At 66.3% G+C, this 13,673-nt stretch carries 10 protein-coding genes and 2 rRNA genes (1 of these 12 running past the window's edge); 3 read left to right on the top strand and 9 right to left on the bottom strand.

Annotated features, from left to right (window positions below; translation table 11 throughout):
* Positions 1 to 114: 114 nt before the first annotated feature.
* Together FB548_RS02480 and FB548_RS02475 are read right to left on the bottom strand one after the other, a co-directional pair.
* On the bottom strand, positions 115 to 708 hold the full coding sequence (locus tag FB548_RS02480; protein WP_255470278.1) for a DUF3106 domain-containing protein: 594 nt from the start codon (positions 706 to 708) through the stop codon (positions 115 to 117).
* A complete protein-coding gene (locus FB548_RS02475) occupies positions 695 to 1,654 on the bottom strand; it encodes a hypothetical protein (protein WP_142123171.1) in 960 nt (319 codons plus the stop codon). The genes FB548_RS02480 and FB548_RS02475 overlap by 14 nt, the downstream gene beginning before the upstream one ends.
* A gap of 445 nt (positions 1,655 to 2,099) precedes the next feature.
* Here FB548_RS02475 and FB548_RS02470 point away from each other — a divergent pair, with 445 nt between their 5' ends.
* The 3 genes from FB548_RS02470 to FB548_RS02460 all read left to right on the top strand — a co-directional run bounded on the left by FB548_RS02470 (position 2,100) and on the right by FB548_RS02460 (position 6,953).
* A complete protein-coding gene (locus FB548_RS02470; RefSeq protein WP_142123170.1) occupies positions 2,100 to 4,286 on the top strand; it encodes a primosomal protein N' in 2,187 nt (728 codons plus the stop codon).
* A complete protein-coding gene (locus FB548_RS02465; protein WP_142123169.1) occupies positions 4,286 to 5,605 on the top strand; it encodes an MFS transporter in 1,320 nt (439 codons plus the stop codon). The genes FB548_RS02470 and FB548_RS02465 overlap by 1 nt, the downstream gene beginning before the upstream one ends.
* 70 nt (positions 5,606 to 5,675) lie before the next feature.
* Positions 5,676 to 6,953 (top strand): NAD(P)/FAD-dependent oxidoreductase, encoded by a 1,278-nt coding sequence (locus FB548_RS02460; protein ID WP_142123168.1) that lies wholly within the window; start codon positions 5,676 to 5,678, stop codon positions 6,951 to 6,953.
* Here FB548_RS02460 and FB548_RS02455 read toward each other — a convergent pair.
* The 7 genes from FB548_RS02455 to FB548_RS02425 all read right to left on the bottom strand — a co-directional run.
* Positions 6,926 to 7,429, bottom strand: a complete 504-nt coding sequence (locus FB548_RS02455; RefSeq protein WP_255470277.1) for a DUF1203 domain-containing protein — start codon at positions 7,427 to 7,429, stop codon at positions 6,926 to 6,928. The two genes, FB548_RS02460 and FB548_RS02455, sit on opposite strands and share 28 nt — an antisense overlap.
* A gap of 44 nt (positions 7,430 to 7,473) precedes the next feature.
* Complete coding sequence (locus tag FB548_RS02450; RefSeq protein ID WP_142123167.1) at positions 7,474 to 8,898, bottom strand: hypothetical protein; 1,425 nt, start codon at positions 8,896 to 8,898, stop codon at positions 7,474 to 7,476.
* Positions 8,899 to 9,029: 131 nt separating this feature from the next.
* A complete protein-coding gene (gene rpoH, locus FB548_RS02445; RefSeq protein WP_142123166.1) occupies positions 9,030 to 9,908 on the bottom strand; it encodes an RNA polymerase sigma factor RpoH in 879 nt (292 codons plus the stop codon).
* A 194-nt stretch (positions 9,909 to 10,102) separates the two neighbouring features.
* Positions 10,103 to 10,945 carry a metal-dependent hydrolase gene (locus FB548_RS02440; protein WP_185741941.1) on the bottom strand — a complete coding sequence of 281 codons (843 nt, stop codon included), beginning with the start codon at positions 10,943 to 10,945 and terminating at the stop codon, positions 10,103 to 10,105.
* A 105-nt stretch (positions 10,946 to 11,050) separates the two neighbouring features.
* Positions 11,051 to 12,184, bottom strand: a complete 1,134-nt coding sequence (locus FB548_RS02435) for a dipeptidase (protein ID WP_255470276.1) — start codon at positions 12,182 to 12,184, stop codon at positions 11,051 to 11,053.
* 182 nt (positions 12,185 to 12,366) lie between these two features.
* Positions 12,367 to 12,481, bottom strand: a 5S ribosomal RNA gene (rrf, locus tag FB548_RS02430).
* Positions 12,482 to 12,607: 126 nt separating this feature from the next.
* A 23S ribosomal RNA gene (locus tag FB548_RS02425) occupies positions 12,608 to 13,673 on the bottom strand; it runs 1,813 nt beyond the window's last position.

Raw genomic sequence — 13,673 nt, 5'->3', positions numbered from 1 at the left:
TCGAGCCACGCTCTTGGCAATGGCCCGACCGGCCACGATGGCCCGGCCTGGCCGTGAAACGCGTGGCCCGACGCGCTCACCACGAACGGGATCCGTCGTTCAGCGGTCCCCTGGCTAGCGATCGCGCCGTTGCTGCAACCATGCGCGCCGCTGGCTGACAGGCACCGCCAGCAGCTCACGACGGAACGCGTCGCGGTCCTGCGGCGGCAAGCGCTGCGCCAGCGCGGCCAGATCGTCCCGTTGCTCCGCATCAAGCTGGCGCAACAACGAGAGCGCAGCATCGCGCTCGCCGGGCGGTACATAGGCGAACAAGGGCTGCAGGCGCGGCCAGTCGGCACCGAGCGCCGGCCCCAGTCGCCATCCATTGCGCTGCATGGCATCCAGCACGGCGAACTGTGTACGCAAGGCGGCCTGGTGTTCCGGCGGCAACGCGGCGACCTCGGCAGCCGCGGCGCGCAACCGCGCGCGCTGTACTTCGTCCAGTGCACGCCAGGCGGCGTAACGCGCGCGACGATCTTCGCGTTCGTGCAGGTGCAGCGCATCCCACGCGATGCGCCGTTGCTGCCATGCCGCCTGTGCCGCCGGCGACATCGCCTGCCAGTGCGCGCCGGCGGTGGCGTCCTGGGCGGAGGAGACGGCGATGCCGGCGAGCGCGACCACCAAGCCCACGGCGCCGAGTAGCGCCATCCGCATCTCAACGCGCTGCATCGTCACCCTCCACGGCAGGCGTTTGAGGCACGCCTGCGCCGGCCACGTACCAGGCCAGGAAGTCGGCCTCGCGGGCGAGGGCCTCCTCGTCGGCGTCGGCGAGCAGCGCGAAGTCCGCATGTTCGTGCGCCGCCATTACCGCGTCGGCGCGCACGGCAGGGACGTCGGCGGCCGGCAGGTCGACCACGGTGATCACCGGATCCGGGGGCAGCACCAACGCGCTGTCACCGTCTGCCGCAGCAACCGAAGCGCCCGACAGCGGCCGCGCACCCTGCCTGTCCCACCACCATCCCGCTGCGCCGGCCACCAGCAGCAGAAGTGCCACGAGGAGGATCCAGGGCCAGCGGCGGACAGGCGCCGTCACGGCCGGCGCAGGTGGCGTCGCTGCGGGCGAAGGAATGCGTGTGCCGGCGAGGGCGTCCTCGCGCAGGCGGGCCAGTGTGGCCAAGCGGTCGGGAGGCAGTTCCCGCAGGTGCTGCTGGATGGCTTCTGCCAGCGCGCGCCACCCAGCGGCGTCAGGGTGCCCGGCGGCGTCACGCGGACAAGCACGGGCGAGGGCGTCGCGGTAGCCGGCGTTGTCGAGGCCAAGCGCTTGGGCGGCCTCGGCTTCCTGCAAGCCACCCACCAGCCGTAGCAGCAGGGCCGCGCGATCAGCGGGCGCCGGATTCGCCAAGGCCGCGAGCGAACCGGACCATTGCGCATGCGCACCGTCCGCCCGCAGTTGCGGGGTAGCGGCAAGCAGCGACCAGAAGCGCACCGGCCAGTCAGCCATCGGCAGGGCGGCCGCCTTGGCACGGAACGCACGCAACGCCGCCGCCAGGGCGACATCGCCGCGGTCGGGGTCGCCGCACTGGAGCGCGGCGAACACCGCACCCCTGCGTTCGCACCCGCGCAGGAAGGCGGCGAGGGCGGCGGGAGGCGGGTCGGAAGCGGAGGTGGGAGCCATGGCGAAACCGGTTGCGGACGACCCGATCATAGTCAGCCTGCGCGCCCGTATGGACGCTTGACATCGCGCCGGAACCTGCTCTCTTCGGCCGCACAAGGCTTTCCGCGAAAAACGTTGTGCACAGCGGTCACCAAACCGTCATGCCGGGCCCGCGACTCCTCCGTCAGCACATTGTGTCAATCGGGTTTCACGGGCAACTACATGATTTAATTGAATAATATGGGGATGGCGCTTTTTTCGCCAAGGTGGCACCGAGGCTTGCGGGACCGTCATCGCGCCGTGAAGCAATCCCGCCATGCACAGATTTATCCACAGCTGGTGTGGATAAACCGGAATCCCCTTGCGGGATGGGCACTTGCGTGATTTTCGTCAAGATTTTGACAGGACATCAATGCAACTGCATGAGATGTGACCCCCGCCGGGAGGGGCCGATACACTGCACGCAATGTCGCCCGTTCCCGTCCTCCAGGTCGCGCTGCCGGTCCCCCTGCCGCGGCTGTTCGACTACCTTCCCCCGCCCGGCCACGCCGCCTCGCCGGAGGACGTGGGCAAGCGGGTCAAGGTGCTGTTCGGCAACCGCCCACTGACCGGCTTTGTGGCCGGTGTCGCCCCGGCGGCCGACCCGGACCTGGAACTTCGCCACGCCGAAGCCCTGCTCGATGCCACGCCACTGCTGCACGGGGAACTGCTCGACTCGCTGCACTGGCTCGGGCGCTACACGCATGCACCGATGGGCGAAGTGGTCGCGACGGCCCTGCCGGTCCAACTGCGCCAGGGCGAACCGATGCCCGACACCCATGCCTGGCACTGGCGCCTGACCGAAGCCGGCCAACTCCAACGCGACCGCCTGCGCGCCGGCAGCCGTCCGCGCCGCCTCGCCGACCTGCTGGCCGAACACGCCTCCCTCGATGAGGACGCGCTGGACCTGCATGTGGATGCCGGTCGCGCCACCGCGCGCGACCTGGGCAAGCGCGGGCTGGCCGAACGATTCGCCACGGCGGCAGTACCGGCCGCCCCCTCACCGCGGCCGGGCCCGGCGCTCAACGACGAACAGCAGGCCGCTGCCGACGCGATCAACGGCACGGCCGGCTTCGGCGCGCTGCTGCTGGATGGCGTGACCGGCAGCGGCAAGACCGAGGTCTACCTGCACGCCATCGCCGCCTGCCTGCAGCGCGGCCGGCAGGCGCTGGTGCTGGTGCCGGAGATCGGCCTGACCCCGCAGACGCTGTCGCGCTTCCGCGAACGGCTGGGCGTGCCGGTGCATGCGCTGCACTCCGGCCTCAACGACGGCGAACGCGCCCGCACCTGGGCCGCCTGCCTGCGCGGTGAGGCGCGGGTGATCGTGGGCACGCGTTCGGCGGTGTTCACGCCGCTGCCGGAGGCCGGCCTGATCGTGGTCGACGAAGAACACGACGGCAGCTACAAACAGCAGGACGGCATCCGCTACCACGCACGCGACTTCGCCCTGGTACGCGGCAAGGCGCTGGATGTGCCGGTGGTGCTGGGGAGCGCCACGCCGTCGCTGGAAACCCTGCACAACGCTCGCAGCGGCCGCTATGCGCACCTGCGCCTGTCGCGGCGCGCGGGCGAAGCGCAACCGCCCAGCGTGCGCGTGCTGGACATGCGCAAGCGGCCGCAGCAGGCAGGCCTGCTGGCCGACACCCTGCAGGCCATCCGCCAGGCGCTGGACGCCGACGGCCAGGTGCTGGTGTTCAAGAACCGCCGCGGGTACGCACCGGTGCTGCTGTGCCACGACTGCGGCTGGAGCGCGCACTGCAAGCGCTGCGACAGCGCGATGACCGTGCACGCCGGCGGCAGGCGCCTGCAATGCCATCACTGCGGCGCGCGCCAGGCCTCACCACCGGCCTGCCCCGACTGCGGCGGACTGGCGTTGCAACCGCAGGGCATCGGCACGGAGCGGCTGGAAGAGCTGCTGATCGAGCAGTTCACCGACGTTCCGGTGCTGCGCGTGGACCGCAGCACTACCCAAAAGCGCGACGGGCTGGCGCAGCAGTTGGCGAAGCTGGGCGATGCACCCGGCATCCTGGTGGGCACGCAGATCCTGGCCAAGGGCCACGACCTGCCGCATCTCACCCGCGTGGCCGTGGTCGGCGTGGACGAGGGCCTGTTCTCCACCGACTTCCGCGCCGGCGAGAAGCTGGCGCAGCAGCTCATCCAGGTCGCCGGGCGGGCCGGACGTGCCGGCAAGCGCGGCGATGTCTGGTTGCAGACGCACCATCCCGACCATCCGTTGTTGAACACGCTGATCAGCGGTGGCTACCACGCCTTCGCGGAGGCCGAACTGGAACAGCGCCAGATGGCCGGCTTCCCGCCCTTCGCGCACCTGGCGCTGCTGCGCGCCGAAGCGCAGCATGTCGACGCCGCGCAACATTTCCTGCAGGCGGCAAAGCGCGCCCTTCGCACGCACGACGCCACACTGGAGATGCACGGCCCGTTGCCGGCACCGATGCCACGCCGCGCCGGCCTGCATCGCGTGCAACTGCTGCTGTCCTCGCCCGAGCGGCGCGCCCTGCACCGAGCGCTCGATCTCGCCTGGCCGGACATCCACGCCCTGCCGGAAGCCCGCCGCACGCGCTGGTCGCTCGATGTCGACCCCATGGACCTGTACTGATGACGCCCCCGTCCCGTGCCGACCTGACGCCCGCCCAGCGCCTGCGCAGCATCTTCAGCGGCTCGGTCGGCAACCTGGTGGAGTGGTACGACTGGTACGTGTACGCGGCATTCTCACTGTACTTTGCCGAAGTATTCTTCCCGGGCGGCGACCGCACCAGCCAGTTGCTGAAGACGGCGGCGATCTTCGCGGTGGGTTTCCTGATGCGCCCGCTCGGCGGCTGGCTACTGGGCCGTTACGCCGATCGCCATGGCCGCAGGCGCGCGCTGATGCTGTCGGTGGTGATGATGTGCGGCGGTTCGCTGATCATCGCCTGCACGCCCGGCTACGCGACCATTGGGGTGGCGGCACCGATCCTGCTGGTGCTGGCGCGGCTGCTGCAGGGCTTGTCCGTCGGCGGCGAATACGGCACATCGGCGACCTATCTCAGTGAGATGGCCACGCGCGGGCATCGTGGCTTCTGGTCCAGCTTCCAGTACGTCACGCTGGTCATGGGCCATCTGATTGCGTTGGCCGTGCTGATCGCGCTGCAGCGCGTGTTCCTCACCGACGAGCAACTGCGCGAATGGGGCTGGCGCATCCCGTTCGCGATCGGCGCGGTGGCGGCGCTGGTGGCGTTGTGGCTGCGCCGGAACATGGTGGAAACCGAATCGTTCTCCCGCCGCGAGGCCGCGGGCACGCCGGACCAGCAGGAGGCGCAGGGCACGCTGCGCGCGCTGATGCAGCACCCGCGCGCGGTGCTCGCCGTGGTCGGGCTGACGATGGGAGGCACGCTGGCGTTCTATACGTACACGACCTACGTGCACAAATTCCTCGTCAACAGCGCCGGCATGGCCAGCGAGACGGCCAGCCTGATCAACGCCTCCACGCTGTTCTTCTTCATGCTGCTGCAACCGGTGGTCGGCGCGCTATCGGACCGGATCGGACGCCGGCGGATCCTCATCGCGTTCGGCGTGCTGGGCACGCTGTGCACGTGGCCGATCCTGTCGACGCTGCAGACGGTATCCAGCCCGGCGCAGGCGTTCTGGCTGGTCATGGCGGCCCTGGTGATCCTCAGCGGCTACACCGCGATCAACGCGGTGGTGAAGGCGGAAATGTTCCCGGTGGAGATCCGCGCGCTGGGTGTCGGCCTGCCGTACGCGCTGACCGTCGCGCTCTTCGGGGGAACGGCGGACATGGTCGCCCTGTGGTTCAAGAAGAGCGGCATGGAGACCGGGTTCTATTGGTACGTCACCGCCTGCATCGCATGTTCGCTGCTGGTCTACCTGTGGATGCCCGACACGCGCGCGACCTCGCTGATCGATCGCGACCCGGACTGAGCGACGGCGACGGGACGCGTGAGACAATCCGTCCCGATCCGCCACGCACTTCGTGGCTGCGGGAGACGGCATGCAGGCAGCACACCATTTCGTCATCGTCGGCGGTGGCTTCGCGGGCCTCTGGGCCACGCGCGCCCTCGCCTCCGCGCAGGTGCGCATCACCCTGATCGATCGGCACAACCACCACCTGTTCCAGCCGCTGCTGTACCAGGTGGCCACCGCCGGATTGTCGGCGCCCGACATCGCCGCGCCGCTGCGCCACATCCTGCGCAAGCAGGCCAACGTGGAAGTGCGGCTGGCGGAGGTCACTGCGATTGCGCCGCAGGAAAAGCATGTGGTATTGGCCGACGGCACGACGATCGCCTTCGACTCGCTGCTGCTGGCCACGGGCGCGACGCATGCCTACTTCGGCCACGACGAGTGGGCACGGCATGCGCCCGGCCTGAAGACGCTGGACGACGCCCTGCTGCTGCGCCGCCATCTGCTGCTCGCCTTCGAGCGCGCGGAAGCCGAAACCGATCCGGAGAAACGCGCCGCGTGGCTCAGCTTCGCCATCGTCGGCGGCGGACCGACCGGCGTCGAGCTGGCAGGCACGCTGGCCGAGATCGCGCGACATACGCTGAAGAACGAGTTCCGCCGCATCGACCCCTCGCAGGCCCGCGTGCGGCTGGTGGAAGCGGGACCGCGCGTACTGGCGTCCTTTCCCGACACGCTGTCGGAGAAGGCGCGCAGGCAACTGGAAGAGCTGGGCGTCGAGGTGATGACCGGCACACCGGTCAGCGACATCACCGACGAGGGTTACCGGCTGGGCGACGCCTTCGTGCCAGCAAAGACCGTGGTGTGGGCGGCCGGTGTGGCGGCCTCACCGCTGGCGCGCTCGCTCGACGTGCCACTGGAACGTGCCGGACGTGTGCCGGTGCAGCCGGACCTCAGCGTGCCAGGACACCCCGACATCTTCGTCGCGGGAGATCTCGCCGCCGCGACCTCGGACGGGCGACCTGTGCCCGGCGTGGCGCCGGCGGCGAAACAGATGGGCCGGCACGTGGCGCAGGTTCTCCGCGCACGGCTGGCGGGGCGCGCATCGCCCGACGGCTTTCGCTACCAGGACTACGGCAACCTGGCGACCATCGGCCGCATGGCCGCGGTGGTGGATTTCGGCCGGCTGAAATTCTCCGGCCTGCTGGCGTGGTGGTTCTGGCTGACCGCGCACGTGTTCTTCCTGATCGGCTTCCGCAACCGGCTGGTGGTGCTGTTGAACTGGTGCTGGGCGTACTGGAGCTACCAGCGCGGCGCGCGGATCATCCTTGGCAAGGATGACGATCAGGCGGGGTCAACGCGGCAGGCGTAGCAGCCGGGCCGCGCGTTATGCACGTGCAGATAGGCGACACCGGGCAGCTTGAGCAGGCGTTGCAGCTGCGGTGACGCGTTCGCGCCTTCCACCACCTCGGCGTCGCGCATCAGACCGTCCTCGTCATAGGCCCGTAGCGACAGCAACCGGCGCGGGAATGACGGCGGCAACGTGTCGTGGTACTCGGCGGCATGGACGTGCAGCGCCGCTTCGCGCACGTAGATCGGACCACTGGCGCGATACGGACCGGCGACATCGTGGTGCAGGTAGGGAAGCAGCAGCAGGGTCTCGCCCTGCTGCGCATCCTGCAGCGTGACGCGGCAGGGAAACCCACGGTCGGCATCGGCAACGACGCGACGGATGTTGCGTGCCGTCAGTGCGGCGGCGTCGAGCGCTAACAGAGGGCGGAAGGGTTCGGGCGACAGCCCGCGGATCACGAACGACATGGCACCACGCTCCAGGAGACGGGATGCCATGTTCGTCTCGCCTCAACGACGACGCTATCCGGATCTTGTCCGACCTACTTCGGGTCGAGCGGATAGCGCTTGCCGTCAGCCATGACCAGCTCACCGTCGCCGATGCGCTCGCTGTCCGCGTCGACCGTGATGAATTCGGCTTCGAGACGGCCCGCGCCTTTGCTGCCTTTCAGGTCGAAGACATATCGCTCGCCTTCCGCTGCCCAGGACGCGTCACGGTCGAAGGCCGCCTCGCGGATGTCACCGATGTGGCGTTGCACGACCGGATGCGCCTGCATCGCCGCATTGGCCTGCAGCACGAAGATGCCATCCTGCCGCGCGAACGTGTCAGGCACCTCGCCACGATCCGTGTCAGTGCGCGGCGAGGCGAGTTCGCCCTCCATCGGCGCCTCGCCTTCAAACGCAATCTCGCGGCCATCGGCGAGCGTCAGCACGCCCTTGCCGAGACGCTCGGTGTCGGCGTCCACGGTGATGAATTCCGCGAGGATACGGCCTCGGCCCTTGTCGCCCGCCAGTGCGAACACGAACTCGTTCATACCTTCCGCCTCGCCCGTCCCGGCCAGGTCGAACTCGAACGACTGCAGGGTGCCAATGTGCTGTTGCACCAGCGGATAGCGCTGCACGGCGACGCGCGCCTGGCGGGTGAAGATGTTGTCCTGCATGTCGCCGAACAGATCGTCGGCGCCCGCCTCATCGGCTGGCTCGTCTTCACCGCGCGGCTCGCCTTCGAACGGCAAGCGGCGGCCATTGGCCAGCGTCAGCACGCCTTTGCCGAGGCGTTCGGTCTCGGCACTGACGGTGATGAAGTCCGCTTCCAATCGCCCACGGCCCTTGTCGCCTACTACGTCGAACACGAAGGTGTTCATGCCCGGCGCGGCCCCGGTGGCCTCGGTATCGATTTCGAATGACGTGATCTGGCCGATGTGCTGGCGAATCAACGGATACCGCTGCGCGGCTTCCTGCGCCTGGCGGGTGAAGAGGTCGGCGCCCACCCCGACCTCCTCATCGTGATCGTGCCCATGGTGGTCGTCCTCCGCAGCCAACGCGTCGGCGTCGCCTTCGATTACGTGCTCGGTGCCGTCCGACATCACCAGCACGCCGGGGCCGAGCGCCTCCTCCGTCGCACTGACGGTGATGAAGCGCGCGGTGACGCGCCCCTTGCCACGGCTGCCCTCGACATCGAACACCAGGACGTCGGGGCCGGGCTGGTCCATGCTCGCGGCATCGTCCAGCACTACCTTGCGAATAGCGCCAAGCTGCGCGGCCACCACCGGATCGACCTGCATCGCGGCGCGCGCCTGCGCGTCATACTCCTCGCGATCGATGCTGAAACTCACACCGCGCGGTTCGCCGGAGGATTTGGTGTTGCCGGTTTCGGCAACCATCGCCGGCGCGCTGCCCGCGGCCCCCAACATGCCGCATGCCATTGCCAACGCGAGTACCCACTGCCGCTTGTTGCCCCACGCCATGCCCTGCTCCTTTATGTTGCCGCCCGAGGCGGATCGCGGCGTAGTGGATCACACTTCCGTCGATCGATGAACCTTGCAAACGAAAAGAGGCCCCTTGCGGGGCCTCTTCAGTACGCGGTCGCGATGCCGGGTCAGGCAGCAAACAGTGCCTTCATCTTCTTCAGCGCATTGGCTTCCACCTGGCGGACACGCTCGGCGGAAATGCCGTACTCGTCGGCCAGTTCCTGCAGCGTGACCTTGCTTTCGCCATCCAGCCAACGGCGCTTGATGATGTCGCGAGAGCGCTCATCCAGATTCGCGAGGCCTTCGCGCAGCAGTCCCATCTGGTTGTCTTCGCTGTCCGCACGCTCGTAGGCCTGCGAAGGATCTTCGTCGTGGGCGACCAGATAGCTGGCCGGCGACGGCGGGGCGTGATCCTCGTCCTCGTCGGAGGAGGCGTCGAAACCGATGTCGCGACCGGACAGGCGCGCTTCCATCTCCAGCACTTCGCGCTCGGACACGTTGAGGTCCTTGGCGATGACGCTGACTTCCTCGGCATTCATCCAGCCCAGGCGTGTCTTGGACTTGCGCAGGTTGAAGAACAGCTTGCGCTGCGCCTTGGTCGTGGCGACCTTCACGATGCGCCAGTTCTTCAGGATGAACTCGTGCATCTCGGCACGGATCCAATGGACCGCGAAGCTCACCAGGCGCACGCCCATGTCGGGATCGAAGCGCTTCACCGCCTTCATCAGGCCGATGTTGCCTTCCTGGATCAGATCCCCCAGCGGCAGGCCGTAACCGTTGTAGCCGCGGGCGACGTGCACCACGAAGCGCAGATGCGAATGCACCAGTTCGCGCGCCGCGTCGAGGTCTTCATCCTCGCGATAACGGTTGGCGAGTGCGCGCTCATCTTCGACCGACAGCACCTGGATCTGGTGCACGGCGCTGATATAGGCGTCCAGCGAACCCAGGGCACTGGGAATCGGCAGGCTGTTGGTGACCAGGGCGGTAGTAGGAGTGTTCTGGCTCATGGGGAATGATGTTAGCAGTCGGGGGGTTCGACTGCTAACCACCGGCGAAGTTCCCCATTGTCCTACGCCTGCAACAATCGACCTCGGGCTGGCGGGCCAGAAATATCCCCTTCCCCTTCAATTACTTGGATTCACCGGCCTCCGTGCTGCCTTGGCGGATGGGAACTACCCCGCATGCTCCGGCGATCTGGCGTTCAGGTTTGGGGGTACATCGGTATGATCACGGGCGGCACTTCCCGTGTCTGCCTCGCCAGTACCTCGGCGGCGAAGTCATCGGCCCCCCGCAAGCACGAAGGGTGGAAGTCCTGACGCAGGTAATCCCGCAGATGGCGAAGGGTGCGGCGCCCCATCCCGTGCCCCTTGCCGAGATGACGGATCAGCTGGCGTACCGAGGCCTTCCTCCACAACAAGCGATCCTGGGCCAACAATGACGCTGCCATGCCGGCCATCAACAAGTAGAAGAGCGCCGTCGTCGTCAGCGCACCCAGTAAGCGCACCGAGTAGTGAGGTCTGATCGCCTGCAGCAGGTCGAACGCGACTGCACGGTGCTCGATCTCTTCCGCGAAGTGCCACTCCATCAGGTCGCGCATGCGCGGATCCGCATCGGCCAGGATCGACTGCGACAGGAACTCGTAGCCGAGGAACGCATTGATGTGTTCGACGCAACTCACCAGCGAGACGCGCAGCCACAGCGGCGCATATCGGTCCATCGTGCGGAAGATGACACGATCCACCGTCCTTTCGAAGCGACGATACGCGTATCCCTGCACATCCAGGTTGTCCCAGTAGCGCTTGTGTGCCACCCCATGCTGCGCCTCCTGTCGGATGAACGCCTGGCAGCGCTGGCGCAATGCGTCGTCCGGGATGCGCGGCATGCACGCATTGAGCGTGCGGATATAGAACGCTTCGTTGGCCGGCACCAGGATGGTGTACGCATTGAGCAGCGATGAAACCACTTCATTCCCCGGTAGCCAGTGCCGCGGAACGTCGATGGGAAGGCACGCGACGAAGCGCCGCGGCGTAATGGACTCTTCCACGGCGCTATCCTTCCCGCGGCCATCGACGACGGTGGCCGGATCCACCGCGCTGATCCACGCAAGACCGGGTGGATATCGAAAGGCTTCGGCGGCACCGCCCTGCGATTATGAGGACACCTCTGCAGCGGCCTGGGTCTGCCGCAGTACACGAAGGAGGTTGCCGCCCCAGATTTTCCGGATGTCCGGCTCGGAGTAGCCTGCCGCCAGCAGCGCCTCGGTGATCCGCGGCAGGGCACTGACATCTTCCATGCCCGCCACGCCGCCGCCGCCATCCCAGTCTGCGCCAATGCCGACATGATCCACGCCGGCCACTTTCAGAATATGCAGCAGGTGCGCCATGTATTCGTCGAACGTGGCCCGTCTGGTGGGATAGCGCGCTTCGATCGCGCGGCGCCCGGCCAGATAATCCGCAACCTGGTCCGCCGGCAGCGTGTTCTCCGGGCCGTACTTCTTCGACAGGCTTTCCATCGCCGCTTCACGTTCCGGAATCTTCGGGATGTCGACCAGATAGCCACCGTATGCGTTCACGTGGATCACGCCGCCCTTCGCTGCAAGCTGGCGGATCCTCGCGTCGTCGATGTTGCGCGGATGGTCGTAAAGCGCATCCGCACTCGTATGCGACAACACGATCGGCGCCGAAGACAGCGCAAGCAACTGGTCGAACACCGCGTCGCTGGCATGCGATGCATCCAGCACGATGCCAAGGCGGTTCGCTTCGGCGACTAGGGCGCGCCCGGCTGGGCTGAGTCCCTTCCATTCGGCACCCGACGGGTCGGTGGAGGAGTCGCCAAAGTCGTTGTTACGCACATGGGTAATGCCGAGCATCCGCAGGCCCAGGCGATGGTAGGCCGTCAGCAGGGACGGATCGCTCGCCAGCGGCGCCGCGTTCTCCATGCTGATGAACGACACGCGTTTGCCGGCATCGGCGATCCGTTCAGCGTCATCCGCGGTGAGAGCAATCTCCATGTCGGCCGGATGCGCGGCGAGCATCTCCCGGATGCTGGCGAGACGTTCGAGTCCGTGGTCGCGTGCTGCACGCTTGCCGGCGGCGTCGCGCGCACCCTGCTCCGTGTAGATCACCCAGAAGCCACCATCCAGCCCACCCGCTTTCATGCGCGGCAGATCGACCTGCGAGAGATCCCCTTCATGCTGGTGATTGTCCGCGATGCTCCATCCGGGGCGCCGCAGATTCGCGGGCGTGTCCAGATGGGTATCAAGCACCAGCGCGGCTTCATGCACGCGTTGCGCCGCCATCGACGTGCCTTCTGCCGCAGCACCAGCTCCGGGCACGATCAGCGCAATCGCAAAGACCAATCGACACCGCTTCATGCATCGTCCCCCTGTGAGATGAGGATCGATTGTTGGCCAAAGCGACGCAAGAAAAAACCCCCGTCCTATCGGACGGGGGTTTGGGGTAAAGCCCCTGGCGATGACCTACTCTTGCATGGCTTAAGCCACACTACCATCGGCGCGGCTGCGTTTCACTTCCGTGTTCGGGATGGGAACGGGTGGGACCACAGCGCTAATTTCACCAGGGAGAGGGTTGGAGCGTCGCCATCCAATAGACGGATTTAGGCGCCAGTCTCTCATAGGGTCTTGTGACGTAGCGGGCATTGGATTTTCTCTGACGATATCGTCGAGTCCAAGGCCACTTGAGGTTATATGGTCAAGCCACACGGATCATTAGTATCAGTTAGCTCAATGGGTTACCCCACTTACACACCTGACCTATCAACCACCTAGTCTTGATGGTTCCTTTAGGGGGCTTGTGCCCCGGGAGATCTCATCTTGAGGCGCGCTTCCCGCTTAGATGCTTTCAGCGGTTATCGCTTCCGAACATAGCTACCCGGCAATGCCACTGGCGTGACAACCGGAACACCAGAGGTTCGTCCACTCCGGTCCTCTCGTACTAGGAGCAGCCCCTCTCAAATCTCCAACGCCCATGGCAGATAGGGACCGAACTGTCTCACGACGTTCTGAACCCAGCTCGCGTACCACTTTAAATGGCGAACAGCCATACCCTTGGGACCGACTACAGCCCCAGGATGTGATGAGCCGACATCGAGGTGCCAAACACCGCCGTCGATATGAACTCTTGGGCGGTATCAGCCTGTTATCCCCGGAGTACCTTTTATCCGTTGAGCGATGGCCCTTCCATACAGAACCACCGGATCACTAAGTCCTACTTTCGTACCTGCTTGATCCGTCGATCTCGCAGTCAAGCACGCTTATGCCTTTGCACACAGTGCGCGATGTCCGACCGCGCTGAGCGTACCTTCGAGCTCCTCCGTTACTCTTTGGGAGGAGACCGCCCCAGTCAAACTACCCACCATACATGGTCCCCGATCCGGATTACGGACCTAGGTTAGAACGTCAAGCACATCAGGGTGGTATTTCAAGGTTGGCTCCACCGAAGCTAGCGCCTCGGCTTCATAGCCTCCCACCTATCCTACACAGACGAACTCAACGTTCAATGTAAAGCTATAGTAAAGGTTCACGGGGTCTTTCCGTCTTGCCACGGGAACGCTGCATCTTCACAGCGATTTCAATTTCACTGAGTCTCGGGTGGAGACAGCGCCGCTGTCGTTACGCCATTCGTGCAGGTCGGAACTTACCCGACAAGGAATTTCGCTACCTTAGGACCGTTATAGTTACGGCCGCCGTTTACTGGGGCTTCGATCAAGAGCTTCGCCTTGCGGCTGACCCCATCAATTAACCTTCCAGCACC

Origin of the sequence: Pseudoxanthomonas sp. 3HH-4 (genome assembly GCF_006716465.1) — a bacterium.
GTDB lineage: Bacteria > Pseudomonadota > Gammaproteobacteria > Xanthomonadales > Xanthomonadaceae > Pseudoxanthomonas_A.
Note: the sequence above shows the minus strand (reverse complement) of the source record. Positions and strands in the feature narration are given on the sequence as shown.